The sequence below is a fragment of the Pseudomonas sp. RHF3.3-3 genome (genome assembly GCF_048069595.1).
Lineage (GTDB): Bacteria > Pseudomonadota > Gammaproteobacteria > Pseudomonadales > Pseudomonadaceae > Aquipseudomonas > Aquipseudomonas fuscovaginae_B.
Map to the genome: position 1 here is coordinate 2,187,077 of NZ_CP182250.1, position 25,403 is coordinate 2,212,479.

Consider the following 25,403-nt stretch of genomic DNA (forward strand, 5'->3'; position numbering starts at 1 on the left):
AATAAACGAGTTTTCCCGGTAGGGTCGCGCAACCGGCCAAAAGCACGGGTAGCCAGCTGATCAACAATCCATCCGAGGTTGTCGAAATTAGCCTAGGCTGTGCTTTCAGGGGCGAAAACTCTCGGCTGTTCATCCGGCGGCACTGGTGCAAGGGTACCCATGAAGCGCAAGCAGACTCTCGGAACGCCCCGGCTGTTGGGCATCGTCTGGCCTTTTATCGCCGTCGTCCTGTTGCAGGCACTGCTGGGCTGCCTCAGTCTTTATGTGCTTTCGGCGGTGCGTGGCTATGTGGCGGGCGAGAGTCTCTGGTCCAAGGGCCAGAAGGACGCCATCTACTACCTCAATTTGTATGCCGACAGCCGCGACGAGGCGATTTTCCTCAAGTACCAGCAGGCTATTGCCGTCCCCCAGGGCGGGCATGAGTTGCGTATCGCCCTGGATGCGCCGATCCCGGACCTGGAGGCGGCACGCCGGGGCATCCTGCAGGGCGGCAACCACCCCGATGATGTCTCCAGCATCATCTGGCTGTATCTGAATTTTCGCCACTTCAGCTACCTCGAGCGGGCGATCGAGAAGTGGACGGTGGGCGACAGCTACCTGGTGCAACTGGATGAAGTCGCCCGGCAGATGCATCAGGCCATTTCCGCCAACCGGGCCACGACGGCCGACATCAAGCGCTGGAAAAACCATATCTTCGCCATCAACGACGGCGTGACCCCGGCGGCGAAGGCGTTCAGCGATGCCCTGGGTGAGGGCTCGCGGGTGATTCTGCGCCTGCTGCTGGTCACCAACGTCACGACGGCCCTGGTACTGATCATCCTGGCCTTGCTGCGTACCCACAAACTGCTGGCTCAGCGCCATGCCTTTGCCGATGCACTGCAGGTGGAAAAGGAGCGGGCGCAGATCACCCTGGAATCGATCGGTGACGGCGTCATCACCACCGATGTGGAGGGGGCCATCGTCTACATGAACCCGGCTGCGGAGCAACTGACCCACTGGAAGGCCGGGCAGGCCTATGGCTTGCCGCTGGGAGCGCTGTTCAACCTGCTCGACGAGAATGCCCAGGACGAAGGCTTCATGCTGATCGAGCATATTCTCGGCGGGCGGCTGGGCGGTGGCAGCGAGCATTCCAAGCTGATCCAGCGCCTCGATGGCAGCACGGTGTCGGTGACCCTGGTCGGGGCGCCGATCCGCAATGCCGGCAAGGTCAGTGGCGCGGTGCTGGTGCTGCATGACATGACCCAGGAGCGGCAGTACATCGCCAACCTGTCCTGGCAGGCCACCCATGACGCCTTGACCGGCCTGGCCAACCGTCGCGAGTTCGAATACCGGCTGGAGCAGGCCCTGCACAACCTGACGCGCCAGCCGGCCCGGCATGTGCTGATGTTCCTCGACCTGGACCAGTTCAAGCTGGTCAACGACACCTGCGGGCATGCGGCCGGCGACGAGCTGTTGCGGCATATCTGTGCGCTGCTGCAGTCCGGCCTGCGCGAGGGCGATACCCTGGCGCGACTGGGTGGAGATGAATTCGGAATCTTGCTTGAGAATTGTCCGTCAGACGCGGCTGAAAAAATTGCGGAAAACCTGCGTCAGACCGTACAGAACCTGCACTTCGTCTGGAAGGGCCGACCTTTCGTGACCACCGTCAGTATTGGCCTGGTGCACCTGCACCAGATGCCCGCCACCCTCGAAGCCTCGCTGCGGGCGGCGGACATGGCCTGCTACATGGCCAAGGAAAAGGGTCGTAACCGGATTCAGGTGTATCACGCCGACGATTCCGAGCTGTCCCTGCGATTCGGGGAAATGGCCTGGGTCCAGCGCCTGCACATGGCGCTTGAGGAGAACCGTTTTTGTCTGTATTCGCAGGAAATTTCCCCGCTGGGTCAGACCGATCCCGCAGGTGGTCATGTAGAGATCCTGCTACGCCTGCACGATGAAGCCGGGCGCATGATCCTGCCCGACAGTTTTGTTCCGGCCGCTGAACGTTACGGCCTGATGAGCCAGTTGGATCGCTGGGTCGTGCAGAACGTGTTCAAGGTGGTTGCCGAGTGCAGCGCCCAGGGGCGTGCGGAGCCGATGGCCATGTGTGCGATCAATCTGTCAGGCACGACCATCGGCGACGAGGGGTTCCTGGAGTTCCTCCACGAACAATTTGCGTTGCATGGTATTTCGCCACAGATGATCTGTTTCGAGATCACCGAGACCAGCGCCATCTCCAACCTCGGCAGTGCGATTCGTTTTATCAATGAGCTCAAGGGCTTGGGTTGTCACTTCTCGCTGGATGACTTCTGCGCCGGTATGTCTTCGTTCGCCTATCTAAAACATTTGCCTGTAGACTTCCTGAAGATCGATGGAAGTTTTGTAAAGGATATGCTGGACGACCCGATTAACCGGGCCATGGTCGAGGTGATCAACCACATCGGGCATGTGATGGGTAAGCGAACGATTGCAGAGTTTGTCGAAACGCCGCAGATCGAGCAGGCCTTGCTGGAGATCGGCGTCGATTATGCCCAGGGCTACGTGATCGAACGCCCGCAGTTGTTCACCTGCGACAGTCTGTTGCGTCGCCCTGCCCGGACTCGTCCGCTGTTGTTCAAGGCGCCCGGCACTTTCCGCTGAAACCCTTCCAGATCGGCCTAATCACCACTCAAAAGGAAAGGAGCTCAACAGTGATCGACGCATTCAGCAGAACCGGCCCGCTTATGGAAGCCACCAGCTATCCGGCCTGGGCACAACAGCTCATTCGGGACTGTAGCGAGAGCAAGCGCCGTGTTGTCGAACACGAACTTTACCAGCGGATGCGCGACAACAAGCTGAGCGCGAAAACCATGCGCCAGTACCTGATCGGTGGCTGGCCGGTGGTCGAGCAGTTTGCGTTGTACATGGCCCAGAACCTCACCAAGACCCGCTTTGCCCGTCATCCTGGCGAAGACATGGCGCGCCGCTGGTTGATGCGTAACATCCGCGTGGAGCTGAACCACGCCGACTACTGGGTGCACTGGAGCCGGGCCCATGGCGTGACACTGGAAGACCTGCAGGCGCAGCAGGTGCCCCCGGAGCTGCATGCCCTGAGCCACTGGTGCTGGCATACCAGTTCGGCGGATTCGCTGGTGGTGGCCATTGCCGCCACCAACTATGCCATCGAGGGGGCCACCGGCGAGTGGTCGGCACTGGTCTGCTCGACCGGCGTCTATGCGGCGGCGTTCCCCGAGGAAGAGCGCAAGCGCGCGATGAAGTGGTTGAAGATGCACGCCCAGTATGACGATGCCCACCCCTGGGAAGCGCTGGAGATCGTCTGCACCCTGGCGGGTACCCATCCGAGCCAGGCGTTGCAGACCGAGCTGCGTCAGGCCATCTGCAAGAGCTACGACTACATGTACCTGTTCCTGGAGCGGTGCATGCAGTTGGAAAAGACCCCGGTCGCCCGTGAGCGCGTGGCAGAACTCGTCGGCAGTTGAGTCGATGAAGGACGGCGGGCCGTTCCGCGGGCTGGCCCCGCAAGCGACGCCAGAGGGCTAGCCCGCCATTGCCAGTCGGTTGCGACCTTCGCGCTTGGCGACATACAGGGCGCTGTCGGCGCGGCGCAGCAGGCTCTGCAGCGACTCCCCGGGCAGCAGGGTGGCACAACCCAGGCTCACCGTCAGTGCGATGGTCTGCTCGTTGGCGGCGTAATCCCGGGACTGTGCGGTCTGGCGCAGGCGCTCGCCCACCAGCGCCGCTGCCTCCCGGCCGGTGTTGGAGAGGACGACGAGAAATTCTTCTCCACCGTAGCGGAAGATCATGTCGATGTTGCGCAATTGCTCCTTGATCGAGGTGGCGACGGCCTTGAGTACCTGGTCGCCGGCCGCGTGACCGTGGCTGTCGTTGATGCGCTTGAAGTGATCTATATCCAGCATCAGCAGCGACAGCGGCTGGCTATGGCGGCGCGCCAGGTCGATTTCCCGCTGCAGGGTCTGGTCCATGGCGATGCGGTTGCCGGTTTCGGTCAGTGGGTCGCGCAGGGCGCTCTGGGTCGCGGCGCGATAGAGCAGGGCGTTGCGCATCGGGTAGAGCAGGCAGGACAGCAGCGATTCGAGGTTGCCCAGCTCCTGTTCGGTGAAGCGCTGGCTGCGCCGAAACAGCAGTTCGCCCATGTGTTCGCCTTCATGGCTGAGGCTGTAGCTCACCGAGTGGTGGCCGCGCTGGCCGAACTCCAGGCGCAAATCGCTCGGCTGGTGCGTGTAGACCAGCGACTGCAGCGGCACCAGGCGCTGGATCTCGCGGAAAAACAGGCCGAGGATGCGCTCCGGCTCCAGGCTGGTCTGCAATTGCAGCATCAATTGCTGGCGCAATTGCGTCAGTGTGGTCGGGCGGTGGAACAGGGAGGGGGCTTGGCCGAAACCCAGGCGCTGCAGCTTGGCGCTATCGAAATCAATGGCGTTGGTCTGGATCGGTGTCTTCATGGTAGCGGGCCCCCTGGGCTCAGCATGCAGTCTTACAGGCTGGCGAATGCGGCTTGGGGCTGCGCAGCGTACTGGTCCATCAGTCCCGTAGGACCTTTGGCATCAGTCTAGTCGCTCGGGCCGGGCTTTGCGGGCCTGGCCGATGGAATGCCCCATGGCGTTCACCTGGCGTGTCTGAAGGAAGTTAGAGCGAAAGTCGTGCCAATCCGTTCACTTGAATATAAGTCGTTTAAATTCAGTGACTTGTTTTTTGGAAGCGGAATAAGACAAGGCGGGGCGGCAGTTCCTTGACTTGCCGTAGTGGCTTTTTGAGATTTATTACGTGCCGTGCCGGTATTCCGGCACGGTGCGCAGGACGGGAGCCTACTGGGCGTTGAAGGCCTGGCCGTTGATGCCGGTACTGTCCGGGCCCATCAGGTAGAGATAGACCGGCATGATCTCTTCCGGGGTCGGATTGTTCAGCGGGTTTTCGCCGGGGTAGGCCTGGGCGCGCATGCTGGTACGGGTGGCGCCCGGGTTGATGCTGTTGGCGCGCACTGGCGCGACGTTGTCCAGCTCGTCGGCGAGGGTCTGCATCAGGCCCTCGGTGGCGAACTTGGAGACGCCATAGGCGCCCCAGTAGGCGCGGCCCTTGCGACCGACACTGCTGGACGTGAAGATCACCGAGGCATCCCGGGACAGCTTGAGCAGTGGCAGCAGGGTGCTGGTGAGCATGAACATCGCATTGACGTTGACCTGCATGACGCGCATGAAGTTGTCGCCCGAGAGCTGTTCCAGCGGGGTGCGTGGGCCGATGATCGAAGCGTTGTGCAGCAGGCCGTCGAGATGGCCGAACTCGTTCTCGATCATCGCCGCCAGTTCGTCGTACTGGTGTGGCAGGGCGGTTTCCAGGTTGAAGGGAATCACCACCGGTTGCGGGTGGCCGGCGGCCTCGATTTCGTCGTAGACCTGAGTCAGGTTGGCTTCGGTCTTGCCCAGCAGCAGTACCGTGGCGCCGTGGGCGGCGTAGCTCTTGGCAGCGGCCGCACCGATGCCGCGGCCGGCGCCGGTGACCAGGATCACCCGGTCCTTGAGCAGTTCGGGGCGGGCGGAATAATCAAACATGGCTAAACCTCAACAAATTGGGGAGGGGCGCTACCGGTAGGCGCCGGCTTGCTGGCGATCGCTTGACGCGGTGCGGCTGTTCGACCGCGGCGTCTGGATCGTCAGCAAGCCGGCTCCTGCAGGGTCAGCAACTGCACAGGGCGTTGTCCAGCACGCGGCGCAGTTCCAGCGGATGGTCGACGACCACATCGGCGCCCCAGTGATCGGGGTTGTCGTCCGGATGGATGTAACCGTAGCGCACGGCGGCGGTGCGGGTCCCGGCATCCCGACCCGATTCGATATCGCGCAGGTCGTCGCCGACGAACAGGACACTGGCCGGGTCGAGGTCGAGCATCTTGCAGGCGAGGATCAGCGGCTCGGGGTCCGGCTTGCTCCGGGTGACGTGATCCGGGCAGATCAGCAGCGCCGAGCGCTCGGCCAGGCCGAGCTGCTGCATGATCGGCTCGGCGAAGCGCACCGGCTTGTTGGTGACCACACCCCAGACCAGCCTGGCCTTCTCGATATCCTCCAGCAGTTCGCCCATGCCGTCGAACAGCCTGCTGTGCACCGCGCAGGCCTTGAGGTAGCGCTCGAGGAATTCCTGGCGCAGTTCCTCGAAGCCCGGTGACTCGGGGTCCATCATGAAGGTCACCGCCACCATCGCCCGGGCGCCGCCGGAGATCTCGTCGCGGATCAGCTTGTCGGCAATCGGCGGCAGCCCGCGATCAGCCAGCATGGCCTGGCAGATGGCGATGAAGTCCGGCGCGGTATCGAGCAGGGTGCCATCCATGTCGAAGAGAACCGCTCTCAAGCGCATCGGTCACTCCTCGCGCAGGGTCTGGATCATGTAGTTCACGCCCACGTCCGCGGCCAGCTTGTAGTGCTTGGTCAGTGGGTTGTAGGTCAGGCCGATGATGTCCTTGACCGCCAGGCCGGCCTGGCGGCTCCAGGCTCCCAGCTCGGATGGGCGGATGAACTTCTTGAAGTCGTGGGTGCCGCGCGGCAGCAGGCCCATGATGTATTCCGCACCGACGATGGCGAACAGGTAGGCCTTGGGGTTGCGGTTGATGGTGGAGAAGAACACCTGGCCGCCGGGTTTGACCATGCGGAAGCAGGCGCGGATCACCGACGACGGGTCGGGCACGTGCTCGAGCATCTCCAGGCAGGTGACCACGTCGAACTGCTCGGGCATTTCCTCGGCCAGGGCTTCGGCGGTGATCTGCCGGTATTCGACATCGACACCCGATTCCAGCTGGTGCAACTGGGCCACGGCCAGTGGCGCTTCGCCCATGTCGATGCCCATGACGGTGGCACCGCGCTGGGCCATGGCTTCGCTGAGGATACCGCCGCCGCAGCCGACGTCGAGGACCTTCTTGCCGGCCAGCTTGACCCGCTCGTCGATCCAGTTGACCCGCAGCGGGTTGATGTCGTGCAGCGGCTTGAATTCGCTCTCGCGGTCCCACCAACGGTGGGCCAGGGCTTCGAACTTGGCGATTTCGGCGTGGTCGACGTTGCTCATGGGGTTCTTCTCCAAAGCTTGAAAATCAGGGTGATCCCGGGCTGTTGGCGCCCGGGACGATAATTCAGCAGGCGTGTCCGCCGATGCGCTGGCCCCAGTCCCGGGCCGCGGCGATCAGTCGCTGTTCATCCAGGCGGGTCAGGCGCCGGTCGTCGAGCAGTTGCCTGCCGCCGACCCACAGGTGTTGCACGCAGTCGCGTCCGCCGGCGTAGATCAGCGTGGACACCGGCTCGTAAATCGGTTGCCGGGCCAGTCCGCCGAGGTCGAAGGCGACGAGGTCCGCGGCCTTGCCGACCTCCAGGCTACCGATTTCGTTGTCCAGGCCCAGGGCCCGTGCGCCGTTGAGGGTGGCCATGCGCAAGGCGCGATGGGCATCCAGGGCGCTGGCCGAACCGGCGACGGCCTTGGCCAGCAGGGCGGCGGTGCGGGTTTCCCCGAGCAGGTCGAGATCATTGTTGCTCGCCGCGCCATCGGTACCTATGGCCACGTTGACACCGGCCTGCCACAGGCGTTCGACCGGGCAGAAGCCGCTGGCCAGTTTCAGGTTCGATTCCGGACAGTGGATCACGCTGGTGTTGCTTTCTACCAGCAAAGCCAGGTCTTCATCGCTGATTTGGGTCATGTGCACGGCTTGCAGGCGCGGTCCCAGCAGGCCGAGCCGGGCCAGCCGGGCGAGGGGGCGCTCACCGTGCTGCTCGAGCGCCTGCTGGACCTCGAAGGCGGTTTCATGCACGTGCATGTGGATTGCCGCGTCGAGTTCTTCGGCGATCACGCGGATTTTTTCCAGGTTTTCGTCACCCACGGTATAAGGTGCATGTGGGCCGAAGGCTATCTTGATTCGGGGGTGGTGCTTGAGGTCGCCGAACAGTTCGATGGCCTGGCGCAGGGCTTCGTCGGTGCTGGCGGCCCCGGGGATCGGGAAATCGAGGATCGGCATGGCGATCTGTGCACGGATGCCGCTGTCATGCACGCACTCGCTGGCAACTTTCGGGTAGAAGTACATATCCGAAAAACAGCTGATCCCGCCCTTGATCTGTTCGGCGATAGCCAGGTCGGTGCCGTCGCGGACGAAGTCCTCGCTGACCCATTTGCCTTCGGCCGGCCAGATATGCTGCTCCAGCCAGGTCATCAGCGGCAGGTCATCGGCGAGGCCGCGGAACAGGGTCATGGCGGCATGCCCGTGGGCATTGACCAGGCCCGGAGCGAGCAGTGTCCCCGGCAGTTCGCGGACCTCTTCGGTCGCCAGCTTCAAGGCCTCGGCCCGCGGGCCGATAAACGCGATACGCCCGTCACGGATGCCCAGGCCGTGCTCCTTGAGGACCACGCCAGCCGGTTCGACAGGTACCAGCCAGGTGGGCAACAACAGCAGGTCGAGCGGGGCGGCGATGTTTGGCATCGGGGGCGGCTTCCAGGCTTCATGCATATATTGAGACAGCGAAGTATACCCGAGCGTCCAGGCGGGGTGATCGCTATAATCGACGGCTTTTGTTTCATCACTGCGGAGTGAGTCATGCGCGATCGGTTGTTGGCAGCGGAAAAGGTCAAGGCCATCGATTGGTGCCAGGGGACCTTGCGCCTGCTCGACCAGCGCATTCTGCCGTTCGAGCAGAACTGGCTGGATTGCGGCAGCGCCGTGGCGGTCGCCGAGGCGATTCGGCTGATGGCCGTGCGCGGCGCCCCGGCCATCGGCATCTGTGCGGCCTATGGCGTGGTGCTGGCGGCGCGGGCACGGCTTGCCGAAGGGGGCGACTGGACTGCGGCGCTGGAGGAGGATTTCGCCGTGCTGGCCGCTTCACGTCCGGCTGCGGACAGTTTGTCCTGGGCGCTGGGGCGCATGCGCGAGCGGCTGGGCCGGCTTCGCGAGGGCGCCGATCCGCTGGCGGCGCTGGAGGCCGAGGCGGTCGCCATCCACGACAGCGATCGCGAAGCCAACCTGACCATGGCGCAGTTGGGCGTCGAGCTGATTCGCAAGCATCAGGGCAATGCCCAGGCGATTCTTACCCATTGCAATACCGGGGCCCTGGCCACCGGTGGTTTCGGCACGGCGCTGGGGGTGATTCGCGGCGCCTTCGTCGAGGGCATGGTCGAGCGGGTCTATGTCGATGAAACCCGGCCCTGGCAGCAGGGTTCGCGCCTGACCGCCTGGGCGCTGGCCAGCGAAGGCATCCCGGTGACCGTGAGCGCCGATGCCGCCGCCGCCCAGGTCATGAAAACCAGGGGCGTGACCTGGGTCGTCATCAGTGCCGACCGCATTGCCGCCAATGGTGATGTGGCAAGCAGGATCGGTACTTACCAATTGGCCGTCTGCGCCATGCATCACGGCGTGCGCTTCATGGTGGTGGCCGCGAGTTCGACCATCGACCTGGCGTTGGCCAGCGGCGAGGAAATCGCCCCGCAGGAGCAGGGCGGCGATGAATTGCTGGGGGCGGACGGGAAGCGCCTCGATGTCTCCATGGAGACCTTCAGTCCGGTCTTCGACGTGACCCCGGCGGATCTGATCGATGTCATTGTGACCGAGAAGGGCGTCGTCGAGCGGCCGGACACCGCCAAGATCGCTCAACTGATGTGCCGCAAGCGTCTGCACTGATCCGATTTTTTCCGGCCAACTGGCTTTTCCCGGCGATAAATGCCCGCATTTTGCTTCTAAGCCCCTCCGGATGCGCTCTCGGAGGGTTTCGTTGGTCGCCTGTCGGGTTCCTTGTGTATCCGGGGATAGGTGCGTGGCGGCGATTGTGATAACATCCGGCGGTTTCCAGGGTTGCCCGAACCGGCTGCCCTTACTGCGCAGATCCATGGCATAACTCGTTGATTTGTCGTAAGTCGCTGCCAGGCATCAGGTCGGCAGCGACAAGCTTCGTTCGTCCCATATGGATGTGACGAAGTTTCACCAGAAAAAGGAATCAGGCTTCTCATGGGCGAACTGGCCAAAGAAATCCTCCCGGTCAATATCGAAGACGAGCTGAAACAGTCCTACCTCGACTACGCGATGAGCGTGATCGTCGGACGGGCACTGCCCGATGCGCGTGATGGCTTGAAGCCCGTGCACCGGCGTGTGCTGTTCGCGATGAGCGAGCTGGGTAACGACTGGAACAAGCCGTACAAGAAATCTGCCCGTGTGGTCGGTGACGTGATCGGTAAGTATCACCCGCACGGTGATACCGCTGTATACGACACCATCGTTCGGATGGCGCAGCCATTCTCCCTGCGCTACCTGCTGGTCGACGGCCAGGGCAACTTCGGTTCCGTCGACGGCGACAACGCCGCGGCCATGCGATACACCGAAGTGCGCATGACCAAGCTGGCGCACGAGCTGCTGGCCGACCTGCACAAGGAAACCGTGGACTGGGTGCCCAACTATGACGGCACCGAGCAGATCCCGGCGGTCATGCCGACCCGTATCCCCAACCTGCTGGTCAACGGTTCCAGCGGTATCGCCGTGGGCATGGCGACCAACATCCCGCCGCACAACCTCGGCGAAGTGATCGACGGTTGCCTGGCGCTGATCGACAACCCCGATGTCACCGTCGATGAACTGATGCAGTACATCCCCGGTCCGGACTTCCCGACCGCGGGCATCATCAACGGCCGTGCCGGCATCATCGAGGCCTATCGCACCGGTCGCGGGCGCATCTACATGCGTGCCCGCTCGACCGTCGAGGATATCGACAAGGTCGGCGGTCGCCAGCAGATCGTCATTACCGAGCTGCCTTACCAGTTGAACAAGGCCCGCCTGATCGAGAAGATCGCCGAGCTGGTCAAGGAAAAGAAACTCGAAGGCATCACCGAGCTGCGCGACGAATCCGACAAGGAAGGCATGCGCGTGGTTATCGAGCTGCGCCGGGGCGAAGTGCCGGAGGTGGTGCTCAACAACCTCTACGCCCAGACCCAGTTGCAGAGCGTGTTCGGTATCAACATCGTGGCGCTGGTCGACGGCCGTCCGCGGATCCTCAACCTCAAGGACTTGCTGGAAGCCTTCGTTCGCCATCGTCGCGAAGTGGTGACCCGGCGTACCGTGTTCGAACTGCGCAAGGCGCGTGAGCGTGGCCATATCCTCGAAGGTCAGGCCGTGGCGCTGTCGAACATCGACCCGGTGATCGCCCTGATCAAGGCTTCGCCGACGCCGTCGGAAGCCAAGGAAGCGCTGGTCAGCACGCCCTGGGAGTCCAGCGCGGTGATGACCATGGTCGAGCGCGCTGGCGCCGATTCCTGCCGTCCGGAGAACCTCGATCCGCAATACGGCCTGCGTGACGGCAAGTACTACCTGTCGCCGGAGCAGGCCCAGGCTATCCTGGAGCTGCGCCTGCACCGCCTGACCGGCCTGGAGCACGAGAAGCTGCTGGCCGAGTACCAGGAGATCCTCAACCAGATCGGCGAGCTGATCCGCATCCTCAACAGCGCCGTGCGCCTGATGGAAGTGATCCGCGAAGAGCTGGAGGTGATCCGTGCCGAGTACGGCGACGCGCGTCGCACCGAGATTCTCGATGCCCGCCTCGACCTGACTCTCGGCGACATGATTCCTGAAGAAGAGCGCGTGGTGACCATCTCCCACAGCGGCTACGCCAAGACCCAGCCGCTGTCGGCCTATCAGGCCCAGCGTCGTGGCGGCAAGGGCAAGTCGGCGACCGGCGTCAAGGATGAGGACTACATCTCCCACCTGCTGGTTGCCAACAGCCATGCCACGCTCCTGCTGTTCTCCAGCAAGGGCAAGGTCTACTGGCTCAAGACCTACGAGATTCCCGAGGCGTCCCGCGCCGCCCGCGGTCGCCCGCTGGTCAACCTGTTGCCGCTGGACGAGGGTGAGTACATCACCACCATGCTGCAGATCGACCTGGAGGCTCTGCAGCAAAGCGCCGGTGCCGATGACGAACTGGACGATGCCGATGATTCGGTGATCGAGGGCGAAGTGATCGAGGCCGATGACGTTGCCGATGCCGCCGAAGAAGTCGACGGTGATACCGCCGAGCTGGTGGCCGAGCCGACCGGTGCCTACATCTTCATGGCCACCGCGTTCGGTACGGTCAAGAAAACCCCGCTGGCCCAGTTCAGCCGTCCGCGTACCAGCGGCCTGATCGCCCTGAAGCTGAAGGAGGGCGATACCCTGATCGCCGCCGCGATCACCGACGGTGCCAAGGAAGTCATGCTGTTCTCTGATGCTGGCAAGGTGATTCGCTTCGCCGAAAGCGGCGTCCGCGAGATGGGGCGTGGTGCCCGTGGTATCCGTGGCATGCGGATCGGCAAGGGGCAGAAGCTGATCTCCATGCTGATTCCGGAGTCGGGTGCGCAGATCCTGACCGCTTCCGAGCGTGGTTTCGGCAAGCGTACGCCGCTGAGCAAGTTCCCGCGTCGTGGTCGTGGCGGCCAGGGCGTGATCGCCATGGTCACCAAGGACCGCAATGGCCAGTTGATCGGTGCGATCCAGGTGCAGGAAGGCGAGGAGATCATGCTGATTTCCGACCAGGGCACCCTGGTTCGTACCCGTGTCGACGAAGTTTCCAGCCTGGGTCGTAACACCCAGGGCGTGACCCTGATCAAGCTGGCCAATGACGAAACGCTGGTCGGCCTGGAACGGGTCCAGGAGCCGTCGGAAGTCGAGGGCGAGGAGTTGGAGGTTGCGGCGGACGTCGAGGTTGATGGCGAAATGCCAATCGACGGCGTGGTCGGCGATTCGTCTTCGGACGAGGCGGCCGATGAAGTTGAACGGCAGGATTAATTAAACGCCTGCGCCTGACGTTGTAGCTACTGTAGGGCAACCCATCGTTGGACGGTGGGTCGTGATCGAACGCGGAGCGGTCGTTGTCGGACCGCTTTGTCGTGTCAGGAGTATCGAGATTCGCTGAAGCCGGCGAGTCGTTCCTGCAGGGTGCCGGGCAGGCCTGGCGGCATGTATATCTTCAAGCATAGCGAGAGTGGATGTGAGCAAACGAGCCTATAACTTCTGCGCAGGTCCTGCTGCGCTGCCTGAAGCTGTCCTGTTGCGTGCCCAGTCGGAGTTTCTGGACTGGCAAGGCAAGGGGCTGTCGGTCATGGAAATGAGCCATCGCAGCGATGAGTTCGTCTCCATCGCCGAGCGGGCCGAGCAGGATCTGCGCGATCTGCTGGATATCCCCTCGAACTACAAGGTGCTGTTCCTGCAGGGCGGCGCCAGCCAGCAGTTTGCCCAGGTTGCGTTGAACCTGCTGCCGGAAACCGGCAAGGCCGACTACATCGAGACCGGTATCTGGTCGAAGAAGGCCATCGAGGAGGCTTCGCGTTTCGGTAACGTCAATGTCGCCGCCAGCGCCAAGTCCTACGATTACTTCGCCATTCCTGGCCAGAACGAGTGGAAGCTGTCGAAAGACGCTGCCTATGTTCACTACGTCTCGAACGAGACCATCGGCGGCCTGGAGTTCGACTGGATTCCGGAAACCGGCGACGTGCCGCTGGTCACCGACATGTCTTCGAACATTCTCTCGCGTGCGGTGGACGTTTCCCGTTTCGGCATGATCTACGCCGGTGCGCAGAAGAACATCGGCCCGAGCGGTATCGTCGTCAATATCGTGCGTGAAGACCTGCTGGGTCGTGCCCGTTCGATCTGCCCGACCATGCTCGACTACAAGGTCGCGGCCGACAACGGCTCGATGTACAACACCCCGCCGACCCTGGCCTGGTACCTCTCGGGCCTGGTGTTCCAGTGGCTCAAGGAGCAGGGCGGTGTCGAGGCCATCGGCAGGCTCAACGATCTGAAGCAGCGCACGCTGTATGACTTCATCGACGCCAGCGGCCTGTACAGCAACCCGGTCAACAAGAGCAACCGCTCGTGGATGAACGTGCCGTTCCGTCTGGCCGACGATCGCCTGGACAAGCCGTTCCTGGCCGGTGCCGACGCTCGCGGCCTGCTGAACCTCAAGGGGCACCGTTCCGTGGGCGGCATGCGTGCCTCCATCTATAACGCCGTGGGCATCGATGCGGTCAACGCGCTGGTGGCGTACATGGCAGAGTTCGAGAAGGAACACGGCTGATGGCTGAACAGGAACTCAAGGCGCTGCGCCTGCGTATCGACAGTCTCGATGAGAAAATTCTCGAACTGATCAGCGAGCGTGCCCGCTGCGCCCAGGAAGTCGCACGAGTGAAGATGGGCTCGCTGGCCGAGGGCGAAGTGCCGGTTTTCTATCGTCCCGAGCGTGAGGCCCAGGTGCTCAAGCGCGTCATGGAGCGCAACCAGGGGCCGCTGGGCAACGAGGAAATGGCGCGGTTGTTCCGCGAAATCATGTCCTCCTGCCTGGCCCTGGAGCAGCCGCTGAAAGTGGCCTATCTGGGCCCCGAGGGAACCTTCACCCAGGCGGCGGCGATGAAGCACTTCGGCCATGCGGTGATCAGCAAGCCGATGGCGGCGATCGACGAGGTGTTCCGCGAGGTTGCCGCCGGTGCGGTGAATTTCGGCGTGGTGCCGGTGGAGAACTCCACCGAGGGCGCGGTCAACCACACCCTCGACAGCTTCCTCGAGCACGACATGGTGATCTGCGGCGAAGTCGAGCTGCGCATTCACCATCACCTGCTGGTGGGTGAGAACACCAAGACCGACAGTATCAGTCGCATCTACTCCCACGCCCAGTCCCTGGCCCAGTGCCGCAAGTGGCTGGACGCCCATTACCCGAATGTCGAGCGCGTGGCGGTGTCGAGCAACGCCGAGGCGGCCAAGCGGGTCAAGGGCGAGTGGAACTCGGCGGCGATCGCCGGGGACATGGCGGCTGGCCTGTATGGTCTGACCCGCCTGGCCGAGAAGATCGAGGACCGTCCGGACAACTCCACGCGGTTCCTGATGATCGGCAACCAGGAAGTGCCGCCGACCGGCGACGACAAGACCTCGATCATCGTCTCCATGAGCAACAAGCCGGGTGCGCTGCACGAGCTGCTGGTGCCGTTCCACGACAATGGCATCGACCTGACGCGAATCGAAACCCGCCCTTCGCGCAGCGGCAAGTGGACCTATGTCTTCTTCATCGACTTCGTCGGCCATCACCGCGACCCGCTGGTCAAGGGTGTGCTGGAGAAGATCAGTCAGGAAGCGGTGGCGCTGAAGGTGCTGGGCTCCTACCCGAAAGCGGTTCTGTAAGGACGTTGAACATGAGTGGCGACTTCCTCGCCCTGGCGCAGCCGGGCGTGCAAAAACTTTCGCCTTACGTTCCGGGCAAGCCCGTGGATGAATTGGCGCGCGAGCTGGATATCGATCCGGCGAAGATCATCAAGCTGGCCAGTAACGAAAACCCGCTGGGCGCCAGTCCCAAGGCGCTGGCGGCGATTGCCGACGCGTTGGCCGAACTGACCCGCTACCCGGATGGCAATGGCTTCGAGTTGAAGCAGCGCCTGTCCGAGCTGTGCGGTGTGCAGGCCAGTCAGGTGACCCTGGGCAACGGTTCCAACGATATTCTCGAACTGGTCGCCCGGGCCTACCTGGCCCCGGGGCTGAACGCGGTGTTCAGTGAGCATGCCTTTGCGATCTACCCGATCGTGACCCAGGCTGTGTCTGCCGATGCCCGTGTGGCGCCGGCCAGGGATTTCGGCCACGACCTGCCGGCGATGCTGGCGGCGATCGATGAGAACACCCGGGTGGTGTTCATCGCCAACCCGAACAACCCGACCGGGACCTGGTTCGGGCCGCAGGCGCTGGAAGCTTTCCTGGCCGCGGTTCCCGAGCGTGTGCTGGTGGTGCTGGACGAGGCCTATATCGAGTACGCCGCGGGTGATGATCTGCCCAATGGCCTGAACTACCTGGCGCGCTATCCGAACCTGCTGGTGTCCCGTACCTTCTCCAAGGCCTATGGCCTGGCGGCGCTGCGGGTCGGCTACGGGCTGTCGTCGCCGGCGGTGGCGGATATTCTCAATCGCGTGCGCCAGCCATTCAACGTCAACAGCCTGGCCCTGGTTGCCGCGCGTGCGGCCCTGGACGATGTCCAGTACGTCGCTCGCAGTCGCGAGTTGAACGAGGCTGGCATGCGGCAGCTGGAAGCCGGTTTCCGTGAGTTGGGCCTGGAGTGGATTCCTTCGCGGGCCAACTTCATCGCGGTCGATGTCGGTCGCGATGCCGGGCCGGTCTACCAGGACCTGTTGCGCGAAGGCGTGATCGTGCGCCCGATCGGGGGTTACGGGTTGCCGCGGCATCTGCGCGTCAGTATTGGCCTGGCCAGTGAAAACAGCCGTTTGCTCGAGGCTCTGGGCAAGGTTCTGGCTCGTGGTTGATGTCATGCCGATGCAATCTGTGACGCCTATGATCGGCCGCCTGGTGGTGGTCGGTCTCGGGCTGATTGGTGGTTCCTTTGCCAAGGGCCTGCGTGAAAGCGGCCTGTGCCGGGAAGTGGTGGGGGTCGATCTGAATCCGCAGTCGCGCCGCCTGGCGGTGGAGCTGGGGGTGGTCGATCGCTGCGAGGAAGACCTGGCGGCCGCTTGCCGCGGTGCCGATGTAATCCAGCTGGCGGTGCCGATCCTGGCCATGGAGAAGATGCTCGGCCTGTTGGCGGGCATGGACCTGGGTCAGGCTATTCTTACCGATGTGGGCAGCGCCAAGGGTAACGTGGTGCGTGCCGCTGGCGAGGCGTTTGGCGCCATGCCGACGCGGTTCGTGCCCGGTCACCCGATTGCCGGCTCCGAGCAGAGCGGGGTCGAGGCCTCCAATGCCAGGCTGTTCCGGCGGCACAAGGTGATCCTGACGCCGCTGGCCGAGACCGACGCGCAGGCGCTGGCCACGGTCGATGCGCTGTGGCGTGCGCTGGGGGCGGATGTGGAGCACATGGATGTCCAGCGGCACGATGAAGTGCTGGCGGCGACCAGTCATCTGCCGCACCTGCTGGCCTTCGGTCTGGTCGACTCCCTGGCCAAGCGCAACGAGAACCTGGAGATCTTCCGTTACGCCGCAGGCGGCTTCCGTGACTTCACGCGGATCGCCGGCAGCGACCCGGTCATGTGGCACGACATCTTCCTGGCCAACCGCGATGCGGTTCTGCGTGCACTGGATACCTTCCGCGGCGACCTGGACGTCCTGCGCGATGCCGTCGATGCAGGTGACGGGCATCAACTGCTGGATGTGTTCAAGCGGGCCCGGGCGGCGCGCGAACATTTCGGCAGGATCTTGGCCCGACGGGCCCGCAAGGACACAATGAACGTCAACGATGATCAGAAAGAGGCTCAGTCGTGAATATTCAAGCTCCAGTCATCGCCATCGACGGACCTAGCGGCTCGGGCAAGGGCACCATCGCCGGTTTGCTGGCCAAGCGTCTGGGCTGGTGTCTGCTGGACTCCGGCGCGCTCTACCGGTTGCTGGCCTTCGCGGCGCGTAATCATGGCGTCGACCTGACCAACGAGGAATCCCTCAAGTTGCTGGCCGCGCATCTCGATGTGCAGTTCATCGGTGCGACCGACGGTCAGCCGGAGCGCATCATCCTGGAAGGGGATGACGTCACCCAGGACATCCGCAACGAGTCGATCGGTGCCGGTGCTTCCCAGGTCGCTTCCCTGCCGGCGGTACGCGATGCGCTGCTGCAACGCCAGCGGGCATTTCGCGAGGCGCCCGGCCTGGTGGCCGACGGCCGCGACATGGGCACCGTGGTGTTTCCCGATGCGCCATTGAAGATCTTCCTGACCGCCAGCTCCGAGGAACGTGCCCGTCGCCGTTACTTGCAGTTGAAGGCCAAGGGCGATGATGTTAGTCTGTCGAGTCTGCTGGATGAGATACGTGCGCGTGATGAGCGTGACACCCAGCGCGCGGTGGCCCCGCTCAAGCCGGCGGCCGACGCGATACAGCTGGACTCCACGGAGTTGTCCATCGAGCAGGTGCTGGAACGCATCATGAGCGAGATCGCCATTCGCGATATCGCCGGGTGACCAAGAGGGGTGCAGGGGACCAGTCATAGTCCTGCATGGCCTCTTTCATATGAACGTAACCCACATCGTCTGGGGTGTGGCAGATGGGCGTATTCTTCGCCCTCATCAACAGGAATTAAAATGAGCGAAAGCTTTGCGGAACTCTTTGAAGAGAGCTTGAAGACCCTGAATCTTCAGGCTGGTTCGATCATCACCGGTGTTATCGTTGATATCGATTACCAAGCTCGTTGGGTAACTGTCCACGCTGGTCTGAAGTCTGAAGCTCTGATCCCGCTGGAACAGTTCTACACCGATGCTGGCGAACTGAACATCAACGTCGGTGACGAAGTTCACGTGGCGCTGGATTCGGTTGAAGATGGCTTTGGTGAAACCAAGCTGTCCCGTGAAAAAGCCAAGCGCGCTGAATGCTGGATCGTTCTGGAAGCAGCCTTCGCAGCCGAGGAAGTGGTCAAGGGCGTTATCAACGGTAAGGTTAAGGGCGGCTTCACTGTCGACGTTAACGGCATCCGTGCGTTCCTGCCAGGTTCCCTGGTTGACGTCCGTCCAGTGCGCGACACCACGCACCTGGAAGGCAAAGAGCTCGAGTTCAAGGTCATCAAGCTCGACCAGAAACGCAACAACGTTGTCGTTTCCCGCCGCAGCGTCCTGGAAGCCGAGAACTCCGCCGAGCGTGAAGCTCTGCTGGAATCCCTGCAGGAAGGCCAGCAGGTCAAGGGTATCGTCAAGAACCTCACCGACTACGGTGCATTCGTTGATCTGGGCGGCGTCGATGGCCTGCTGCACATCACCGACATGGCCTGGAAGCGCATCAAGCATCCATCGGAAATCGTCAACGTTGGCGACGAGATCGATGTCAAGGTTCTGAAGTACGATCGCGAGCGCAATCGTGTTTCCCTGGGCCTGAAGCAACTGGGCGAAGACCCATGGGTTGCCATCAAGGCTCGTTACCCAGAAAGCACCCGCGTGACCGCGCGTGTCACCAACCTGACCGACTACGGCTGCTTCGCTGAGCTGGAAGAAGGCGTTGAAGGTCTGGTGCACGTTTCGGAAATGGACTGGACCAACAAGAACATCCATCCTTCGAAAGTCGTACAAGTCGGCGACGAAGTGGAAGTCATGGTTCTGGACATCGACGAAGAGCGTCGTCGTATCTCCCTGGGCATCAAGCAGTGCAAGTCGAACCCATGGGAAGACTTCTCTGGCCAGTTCAACAAGGGCGACAAGATCTCCGGTACCATCAAGTCGATCACCGATTTCGGTATCTTCATCGGTCTGGACGGCGGTATCGACGGTCTGGTTCACCTGTCGGACATCTCCTGGAACGAAGTCGGCGAAGAAGCCGTACGTCGCTTCAAGAAGGGCGACGAGCTGGACACCGTCATCCTGTCGGTTGACCCAGAGCGTGAGCGCATCTCCCTGGGTATCAAGCAGCTGGAAAGCGATCCGTTCTCCGAGTACGTCTCGGTCAACGACAAGGGCGCTGTTGTCAAAGGCACCGTGAAAGAAGTTGACGCCAAAGGCGCCATCATCGTTCTGGCCGACGATATCGAAGCAACTCTGAAAGCCTCCGAAATCAGCCGTGACCGCGTTGAAGACGCGCGCAACGTCCTGAAAGAAGGCGAAGAAGTAGAAGCCAAGATCATCAGCGTTGATCGTAAGAGCCGCGTAATCCAGCTCTCGATCAAGTCGAAAGACGTTGAAGACGAGAAAGAAGCCATCCAGAGCCTGAAAGCCGCTCCGGAAGGTGAAGCAGCTGACACCACCATGGCTGCTCTGCTGCGTCAGGCAATGGCCAAACAGAACTGAGTTCTGTCTGACTGTTGAAAAAAAGGGCGACTTCGGTCGCCTTTTTTTGTGCCTGGGATTTGCCTGTATCCGGCGCGAAACAAAATCGATCTTGCGACTGTCATATTTATAAGTGTAAAGATGTTGGTGTCTGAGGCAGTCGTTGTTTCGTTGTCAGTGGCTTTTCTCAGGGCGTTGCCTGGATAAGGATGTAAATGAGCAAGCTCATAGCGGTAATCGCCCTGGCGTTGCTCGCCGGGTGCACCACCAATACCAAGACTCACGTCAGGCATGGGGTGAGTGGTATCGAGATCGATTGCTCGGGGCTTGGCTCCGGCTGGGGCAAGTGCTACAAGCGCGCTGCTCGCGAGTGCAAGGCTCAGGGCTACAAGGTCGTGACCAAATCCAGTGATGCAAAGGATGAGGAGGGCGACTATCTGTTCGGCTGGAACCCTGCGGGCTCCGTCACCCGCACCATGCTGGTCATCTGTAATTAACCGCTACGGGCCCTCTCGGACCTCGACGCATCTTGTATGCAGATAAGTCAATGGGTGGGCTGTTCAAAACCATCCAGCCGTGCTACAACCTTCGAAATGCTTTTCCTAGCTGCTTGAAAAAGAAGGGAAAAATATGACGAAGTCGGAGTTGATCGAACGAATTGTCACCCATCAGGGCCTGCTCTCGTCCAAGGATGTCGAGCTGGCCATCAAGACCATGCTTGAGCAGATGTCCCAGTGCCTGGCGACCGGAGATCGGATCGAAATTCGTGGGTTCGGTAGCTTTTCCCTGCATTATCGCGCACCAAGGGTAGGGCGTAACCCGAAGACCGGTCAATCGGTCAGCCTGGACGGCAAGTTCGTGCCGCATTTCAAGCCGGGCAAGGAGTTGCGTGATCGGGTGAACGAAGAAGAGGAGAGCGATCACTGATCAGCTTGCCAGGTTCAATGGCCTGTTGATTGTGGCGGTACGTATCACGACTGCTTGGTAGCGGTGTGTTCCTGGATCGCCTGAAGGTGTAGTTGGCAATATTCTCCGATCAGAATTGGAACTCAGGCCTTTCTGAGCTAGCGCTCTGATAGAGGTAGGAAGTTTCGCCATACTGACTTGCTCCATTGAGTTGTATATTGCTGGTTTTTCCTCCCGATACTGAACGGGCTGTTTTTCCTGGGCTGGTTGGCATCCTGTTTTGGGGAGTGCGACGGGCCGGAATGCCCATACCCCTCGCGTTTCGTCCCTGTCTTTTTGTCTTCCGCTTTTCCTGTTCGTGATGGCAAGCATCGAGTTGTTGCGTAGAATGCGCCCTTGCTCCGAGTTCAGGCCTTGCATGCACCGCTTCTGAGGCTGCGATTGGCCGATGAAGCAAGCTTCTCTGCCGGGTGAGCTGCACTCGGTTACCTCGATGCCATTGACTTTGCGTCAGGGCAGATCGCCTTCTGGGCGTAATTTCATGTTTCCTGCGTTTGTTTGGAACTTGTCGGGTCGAGTGGGCGGCGAGCTTTCCTGAATATCTTATTTTGAGTGTGTCCGGGATCTTGAGTCTGATGATGATTTTCTTGTGCTGTCTGATCGTTTTGACGGTGTCGCTGTTTTTGACAGGAGCGCTTCGCCGTTATGCATTGGCACGCAGCCTGATGGATGTTCCCAACGAGCGCAGTTCCCATTCCGTTGCGACTCCCCGCGGTGGTGGCGTGGCGATTGTCATCAGCTTCCTGGCGGTTTTGCCGATTCTGGCGCTGATGGGTATTCTGCCCTGGCTGACGGTCTGGGGATTTCTGGGGGGCGGCGGCGCCGTCGCTGTAGTCGGTTTTCTCGACGATCATGGGCATATCGCTGCGCGTTGGCGATTGCTGGCGCACTTTTCCAGTGCGGCATGGCTGCTTTTCTGGTTGGGTGGCTTGCCACCGCTGGAGATTTTTGGCGTCCAGGTCAGCCTGGGAGTGGCAGGCTCGATTCTGGCGGCGTTCTATCTGGTCTGGATGCTCAATCTCTACAACTTCATGGATGGCATCGACGGGATTGCCAGCGTCGAGGCGGTGACAGCCTGTCTGGGAGCCTGTCTTGTCCATATGCTCGGGGGCGAGACAGCCCTGGTCTGGCCGTCATTACTGTTGGCCCTGGCTGTGTGTGGTTTTCTATACTGGAACTTTCCACCTGCCCGTATATTCATGGGTGATGCTGGCAGTGGTTTTCTGGGGCTGGTGCTTGGAGGGCTTTCCCTTCATGCCGCCTGGGTCAAACCCCAACTGCTCTGGGTCTGGCTGATTCTGTTGGGGGTCTTCGTGGTCGATGCCACGTTCACCCTGGTGCGACGTCTCTTGCGTGGGGACAAGGTCTACCAGGCTCATCGCAGCCATGCCTATCAGTATGCGTCACGGCAGTTGGGCAGCCATTTGCCGGTGACACTGGCAGTGGCAGCCATCAACGTTTGCTGGTTGCTGCCGATCGCCTTGTGCGTCGGGCTGTCGATACTCGACGGTATCACCGGGTTGCTGATCGCCTATGTGCCACTGGTCTTTCTGGCGTTCAGGTTTCATGCCGGTGAGCTGGAGAAAGCGGGCTGAGCCAAGGTTTTCCCAGGTTGTGGCTCAATGTATTGATGGCGGTATGTGCTGCTTTTTCGGATATAGGCTTTAGAGGGATTATGGATAAGATTCGAGCCTTTTTGCTGGGTCTCCCGCGTCGGCAAAAGCGCATTCTTCAGGTGATTGCCGACATCTTCCTGGTCTGGCTGGCCCTGTGGATGTCGTTCGTCGTCAGGCTGGGGCTGGACGATGTGATCAACCCGCTCGCTCAACACCGCTGGTTGTTTCTCTCCGCTCCCGTTGTGTCCATTCCATTGTTCATAAAGTTCGGCCTGTATCGTGCCGTGATGCGCTATTTCGGCAATGATGCGCTGATCGCCATCGTCAAGGCCGTGAGCCTGTCCGCGTTGATCCTCGGGGTTGTGGTCTACCTCTACAGCAATCACCAGACGCTGGTTCCCCGATCCATCATGTTCAACTACTGGTGGCTGAGCCTGATCATGATCGGTGGCCTGCGTTTGGCCATGCGCCAGTATTTCCTTGGCGACTGGTTCGGTACCACCCAGCACATGCCGTTTGCCAACCGTGACAACGGTTTGACGAAGGTGGCGGTGTACGGCGCCGGAGCCGCCGGCAACCAGCTGGTTGCGGCCTTGCGGATGGGGCGGGCCATGCAGCCTGTCGCTTTCATCGATGATGACAACAGTATTGCCGACCGCAGTATCTCGGGTTTGAAGGTCTACAAGCCCAAGCATATCCAGCAGATGATCGACGCCACCGGGGCTCAGGAAATCCTCCTGGCGATTCCTTCTTCTTCGCGTGCCAGGCGTCGGGAGATTCTCGCTCTTCTCGAGGGCTTTCCGTTGCACGTGCGCAGCGTGCCCGGCTTCATGGACCTGGCCAGCGGGCGCGTCAAGGTCGATGACATCCAGGAAGTCGACATCGCCGACCTGCTCGGGCGTGATGCCGTGCCTGCCCAGGCCGAGCTGCTCGAACATTGCATCAAGGGGCGTTCGGTTCTGGTGACAGGGGCTGGCGGTTCCATCGGCTCGGAACTCTGCCGGCAGATCCTGGCCCTGCGCCCGACGACGCTGCTGCTGTTCGAGCACAGCGAGTTCAATCTCTACAGCATTCTGTCCGAGCTCGAGCGCCGGGTGGATCGTGAGTCGCTGTCCGTGCGCCTGCTGCCGATCCTCGGTTCGGTGCGCAACCAGGACAAGCTGCTGTCGGTGATGAAGACCTGGCATGTCGAAACGGTCTATCACGCCGCGGCCTACAAGCATGTGCCAATGGTCGAGCACAACATCGCCGAAGGCGTACTGAACAACGTGATCGGCACGCTCAACACCGCCCAGGCGGCATTGCAGGCGGGGGTGGCCAACTTCGTGCTGATTTCCACCGACAAGGCGGTGCGCCCGACCAACGTCATGGGCAGCACCAAGCGACTGGCCGAGCTGACCTTGCAGGCTCTCAGTCGCGAACATGCGCCAGTGCTTTTCGGTGACTCGGGCAACGTATCGCGGGTCAACAAGACCCGTTTCACCATGGTCCGCTTCGGCAACGTGCTGGGGTCGTCGGGCTCGGTGATCCCGCTGTTCCACAAGCAGATCAAGGCGGGTGGCCCGCTGACGGTGACGCATCCGAAGATCACCCGCTACTTCATGACCATCCCCGAGGCCGCGCAACTGGTGATCCAGGCCGGCTCCATGGGGCAGGGCGGCGACGTGTTCGTCCTCGACATGGGTGAGCCGGTCCGGATCGTCGAGTTGGCCGAGAAGATGATTCATCTTTCCGGCTTGAGCATCCGCTCCGACAAGAACCCCCATGGCGATATCGCCATCGAGTTCTCCGGTCTTCGTCCGGGAGAAAAGCTTTACGAAGAGTTGCTGATTGGCGACAACGTGGCGGCGACCCCCCATCCGATGATCATGACCGCCCATGAAGACATGCTGCCCTGGGATGTGCTCAAGTTGCGCCTGGCCGAACTGCTCGCGGCCGTGGAAAACGATGATTACGCACGGGTCCGGCAATTGCTGCGGGAAACGGTCAGTGGTTATGCCCCGGATGGCGAGATCGTCGACTGGATCTACCAGCAGCGCCGCATGGAGCCCTGAGCTACACACCCGGTAACGGCCTGGCTTTTGACAGGCTCCGGGCATCACCTAGGTTTGAAATGCAGCTTCGGAAAAGCTGCTTTTCCCCTACGATGCCATGGAGTGACATTTATGCGTACAGGCGTTCTTCCTTCCCTGCTGTTAACCCTTCTGCTCGGCGCCAGCGGTGCCGTCAATGCCGCACCGGCGGCTCAGCAGCAGACCCCGGTGCCCAGCCAGGCCGCGCCTGCGGCCAAGGTCGGCAAGGTCAATCTCAACACCGCCGATGCCGAAACCATCCAGCGCGAGCTGTCCGGTATCGGCGAAGCCAAGGCCCAGGCCATCGTTGCCCATCGGGAGGCGAACGGACCTTTCTCTTCGGTGGATGAATTGCTTGAGGTGAAAGGCATCGGCAAGGCGATTCTCGACAGGAATCGCGACCAGCTGGATATCAATTGACGTTGTTTGACTGAGGCTGGAGGCTGGTCGAAAGACCGGTCTCCTGTAGCGATGGGGAGCTTGCAGCCCTATTCGACCTGATCCTTCAGGTGCGCCTTGGTCACTTCCAGGATCTTCTTCGCCAGCTCCGGATCTTCGGCACTGCGCGACATCACCAGTGCGCCCACCAGGGTCGCCAGCATGACGATACTTTGCTCTTCGGCATCCGGCCCCGAGCCCAGTGCGGTTTCCACCTGCTTGAGGCGCGATTCGATCACCGTATCGGTGGTTGGGCTGGGCTCGCCACGCTGGCCCAGCTCCGAGCACATGGTCGGAATCGGGCAGCCGTGTTCGGGGGTGGTCAGGTGCCACTCTGAGAGGTAGCTGTCGATGAACGACTGCAGGGGCTTGTCCTGGCTGAACAGCATGTCGCAATGTACGTCCAGTTCCGCCGCCGCTTCCTGCAAGGCCTTTTCGACCAGTTCATCCTTGGACTTGAAGTGCGCGTAGAAACCGCCATGGGTGAGCCCCAAGGCTTTCATCAGCGGCTGCAGGCCGGTGGCACCGATGCCGTCGCGGCGAAAACGGGCCGCCGCTTCCTTGATGATGCGCTCGTGGGTCTGGGCTTTATGGTCTTGCGAATAGCGCATGGCGGAGCCTCCAAATC

20 protein-coding genes and 1 pseudogene are annotated in these 25,403 nt (G+C 61.6%); 15 read left to right on the forward strand and 6 right to left on the reverse strand.

The features are described from left to right. Window positions 1–159: 159 nt before the first annotated feature. Both ACMGT0_RS10120 and ACMGT0_RS10125 read left to right on the forward strand, forming a co-directional pair. Window positions 160–2,619: an EAL domain-containing protein gene (locus ACMGT0_RS10120; protein ID WP_416772423.1), complete on the forward strand. Its 2,460-nt coding sequence runs from the start codon at window positions 160–162 to the stop codon at window positions 2,617–2,619. Window positions 2,620–2,702: 83 nt separating this feature from the next. Beyond that, complete coding sequence (locus tag ACMGT0_RS10125) at window positions 2,703–3,458, forward strand: TenA family transcriptional regulator (protein ID WP_416773450.1); 756 nt, start codon at window positions 2,703–2,705, stop codon at window positions 3,456–3,458. 57 nt (window positions 3,459–3,515) lie between these two features. Here ACMGT0_RS10125 and ACMGT0_RS10130 read toward each other — a convergent pair whose 3' ends face one another. The 5 genes from ACMGT0_RS10130 to ACMGT0_RS10150 all read right to left on the reverse strand — a co-directional run bounded on the left by ACMGT0_RS10130 (window position 3,516) and on the right by ACMGT0_RS10150 (window position 8,440). Beyond that, window positions 3,516–4,442, reverse strand: a complete 927-nt coding sequence (locus ACMGT0_RS10130) for a GGDEF domain-containing protein (RefSeq protein ID WP_054060543.1) — start codon at window positions 4,440–4,442, stop codon at window positions 3,516–3,518. Window positions 4,443–4,805: 363 nt separating this feature from the next. Continuing rightward, window positions 4,806–5,546, reverse strand: coding sequence for a YciK family oxidoreductase (locus ACMGT0_RS10135; protein WP_054060542.1), 741 nt, complete (start codon window positions 5,544–5,546; stop codon window positions 4,806–4,808). A gap of 124 nt (window positions 5,547–5,670) precedes the next feature. After that, entirely contained in the window at window positions 5,671–6,342 is a 672-nt protein-coding gene (gene mupP, locus ACMGT0_RS10140) for an N-acetylmuramic acid 6-phosphate phosphatase MupP (protein ID WP_054060541.1), read from the reverse strand. A 3-nt stretch (window positions 6,343–6,345) separates the two neighbouring features. Beyond that, a complete protein-coding gene (ubiG, locus tag ACMGT0_RS10145; protein WP_273824137.1) occupies window positions 6,346–7,044 on the reverse strand; it encodes a bifunctional 2-polyprenyl-6-hydroxyphenol methylase/3-demethylubiquinol 3-O-methyltransferase UbiG in 699 nt (232 codons plus the stop codon). Between the two features lie 64 nt (window positions 7,045–7,108). Beyond that, window positions 7,109–8,440, reverse strand: a complete 1,332-nt coding sequence (locus tag ACMGT0_RS10150; protein WP_416772426.1) for a TRZ/ATZ family hydrolase — start codon at window positions 8,438–8,440, stop codon at window positions 7,109–7,111. Window positions 8,441–8,554: 114 nt separating this feature from the next. Here ACMGT0_RS10150 and mtnA point away from each other — a divergent pair, with 114 nt between their 5' ends. From mtnA to ACMGT0_RS10215, 13 genes and pseudogenes are all read left to right on the forward strand, one after another. Next, a complete protein-coding gene (mtnA, locus tag ACMGT0_RS10155; RefSeq protein ID WP_054063915.1) occupies window positions 8,555–9,631 on the forward strand; it encodes an S-methyl-5-thioribose-1-phosphate isomerase in 1,077 nt (358 codons plus the stop codon). A gap of 324 nt (window positions 9,632–9,955) precedes the next feature. Beyond that, window positions 9,956–12,754, forward strand: a complete 2,799-nt coding sequence (gene gyrA / locus ACMGT0_RS10160) for a DNA gyrase subunit A (RefSeq protein ID WP_054056885.1) — start codon at window positions 9,956–9,958, stop codon at window positions 12,752–12,754. Window positions 12,755–12,956: 202 nt separating this feature from the next. After that, entirely contained in the window at window positions 12,957–14,042 is a 1,086-nt protein-coding gene (gene serC, locus ACMGT0_RS10165; protein WP_416772427.1) for a 3-phosphoserine/phosphohydroxythreonine transaminase, read from the forward strand. Then, entirely contained in the window at window positions 14,042–15,136 is a 1,095-nt protein-coding gene (gene pheA, locus ACMGT0_RS10170) for a prephenate dehydratase (RefSeq protein WP_017906408.1), read from the forward strand. The genes serC and pheA overlap by 1 nt, the downstream gene beginning before the upstream one ends. A gap of 11 nt (window positions 15,137–15,147) precedes the next feature. After that, window positions 15,148–16,260 (forward strand): histidinol-phosphate transaminase, encoded by a 1,113-nt coding sequence (gene hisC / locus ACMGT0_RS10175; protein WP_054056884.1) that lies wholly within the window; start codon window positions 15,148–15,150, stop codon window positions 16,258–16,260. Window positions 16,261–16,270: 10 nt separating this feature from the next. After that, window positions 16,271–17,188, forward strand: a pseudogene (locus ACMGT0_RS10180) (prephenate dehydrogenase/arogenate dehydrogenase family protein); the annotation flags it as partial. A gap of 20 nt (window positions 17,189–17,208) precedes the next feature. Then, window positions 17,209–17,898 carry a (d)CMP kinase gene (cmk, locus tag ACMGT0_RS10185; RefSeq protein WP_017906411.1) on the forward strand — a complete coding sequence of 230 codons (690 nt, stop codon included), beginning with the start codon at window positions 17,209–17,211 and terminating at the stop codon, window positions 17,896–17,898. Window positions 17,899–18,018: 120 nt separating this feature from the next. Further along, complete coding sequence (gene rpsA, locus ACMGT0_RS10190) at window positions 18,019–19,704, forward strand: 30S ribosomal protein S1 (RefSeq protein WP_010449734.1); 1,686 nt, start codon at window positions 18,019–18,021, stop codon at window positions 19,702–19,704. Window positions 19,705–19,898: 194 nt separating this feature from the next. Continuing rightward, a complete protein-coding gene (locus ACMGT0_RS10195) occupies window positions 19,899–20,180 on the forward strand; it encodes a hypothetical protein (protein WP_416772431.1) in 282 nt (93 codons plus the stop codon). Window positions 20,181–20,313: 133 nt separating this feature from the next. After that, window positions 20,314–20,610 carry an integration host factor subunit beta gene (ihfB, locus tag ACMGT0_RS10200; RefSeq protein ID WP_054056881.1) on the forward strand — a complete coding sequence of 99 codons (297 nt, stop codon included), beginning with the start codon at window positions 20,314–20,316 and terminating at the stop codon, window positions 20,608–20,610. Window positions 20,611–21,224: 614 nt separating this feature from the next. Further along, entirely contained in the window at window positions 21,225–22,244 is a 1,020-nt protein-coding gene (locus ACMGT0_RS10205; RefSeq protein ID WP_416772433.1) for an MraY family glycosyltransferase, read from the forward strand. A gap of 80 nt (window positions 22,245–22,324) precedes the next feature. Then, on the forward strand, window positions 22,325–24,319 hold the full coding sequence (locus tag ACMGT0_RS10210; protein ID WP_416772435.1) for a polysaccharide biosynthesis protein: 1,995 nt from the start codon (window positions 22,325–22,327) through the stop codon (window positions 24,317–24,319). Window positions 24,320–24,430: 111 nt separating this feature from the next. Next, window positions 24,431–24,757, forward strand: a complete 327-nt coding sequence (locus ACMGT0_RS10215; protein WP_054056878.1) for a ComEA family DNA-binding protein — start codon at window positions 24,431–24,433, stop codon at window positions 24,755–24,757. A 68-nt stretch (window positions 24,758–24,825) separates the two neighbouring features. On the opposite strand, the gene ACMGT0_RS10220 is transcribed toward ACMGT0_RS10215, so the two are convergent. After that, entirely contained in the window at window positions 24,826–25,386 is a 561-nt protein-coding gene (locus ACMGT0_RS10220; protein ID WP_017906749.1) for a TetR/AcrR family transcriptional regulator, read from the reverse strand. Window positions 25,387–25,403 lie beyond the last annotated feature (17 nt).

Coding starts and splice junctions, on each gene's coding strand:
- ACMGT0_RS10125 (WP_416773450.1), top strand. CDS start 2,703: ATGGAAGCCACCAGCTATCCGGCCTGGGCACAACAGCTCATTCGGGAC.
- hisC (WP_054056884.1), top strand. CDS start 15,148: ATGAGTGGCGACTTCCTCGCCCTGGCGCAGCCGGGCGTGCAAAAACTT.
- ihfB (WP_054056881.1), top strand. CDS start 20,314: ATGACGAAGTCGGAGTTGATCGAACGAATTGTCACCCATCAGGGCCTG.
- ACMGT0_RS10135 (WP_054060542.1), bottom strand. CDS start 5,546: ATGTTTGATTATTCCGCCCGCCCCGAACTGCTCAAGGACCGGGTGATC.
- mtnA (WP_054063915.1), top strand. CDS start 8,555: ATGCGCGATCGGTTGTTGGCAGCGGAAAAGGTCAAGGCCATCGATTGG.
- rpsA (WP_010449734.1), top strand. CDS start 18,019: ATGAGCGAAAGCTTTGCGGAACTCTTTGAAGAGAGCTTGAAGACCCTG.
- ACMGT0_RS10150 (WP_416772426.1), bottom strand. CDS start 8,440: ATGCCAAACATCGCCGCCCCGCTCGACCTGCTGTTGTTGCCCACCTGG.
- ACMGT0_RS10120 (WP_416772423.1), top strand. CDS start 160: ATGAAGCGCAAGCAGACTCTCGGAACGCCCCGGCTGTTGGGCATCGTC.
- ACMGT0_RS10220 (WP_017906749.1), bottom strand. CDS start 25,386: ATGCGCTATTCGCAAGACCATAAAGCCCAGACCCACGAGCGCATCATC.
- ubiG (WP_273824137.1), bottom strand. CDS start 7,044: ATGAGCAACGTCGACCACGCCGAAATCGCCAAGTTCGAAGCCCTGGCC.
- ACMGT0_RS10130 (WP_054060543.1), bottom strand. CDS start 4,442: ATGAAGACACCGATCCAGACCAACGCCATTGATTTCGATAGCGCCAAG.
- ACMGT0_RS10195 (WP_416772431.1), top strand. CDS start 19,899: ATGAGCAAGCTCATAGCGGTAATCGCCCTGGCGTTGCTCGCCGGGTGC.
- ACMGT0_RS10215 (WP_054056878.1), top strand. CDS start 24,431: ATGCGTACAGGCGTTCTTCCTTCCCTGCTGTTAACCCTTCTGCTCGGC.
- ACMGT0_RS10205 (WP_416772433.1), top strand. CDS start 21,225: ATGATGATTTTCTTGTGCTGTCTGATCGTTTTGACGGTGTCGCTGTTT.
- pheA (WP_017906408.1), top strand. CDS start 14,042: ATGGCTGAACAGGAACTCAAGGCGCTGCGCCTGCGTATCGACAGTCTC.
- ACMGT0_RS10210 (WP_416772435.1), top strand. CDS start 22,325: ATGGATAAGATTCGAGCCTTTTTGCTGGGTCTCCCGCGTCGGCAAAAG.
- mupP (WP_054060541.1), bottom strand. CDS start 6,342: ATGCGCTTGAGAGCGGTTCTCTTCGACATGGATGGCACCCTGCTCGAT.
- gyrA (WP_054056885.1), top strand. CDS start 9,956: ATGGGCGAACTGGCCAAAGAAATCCTCCCGGTCAATATCGAAGACGAG.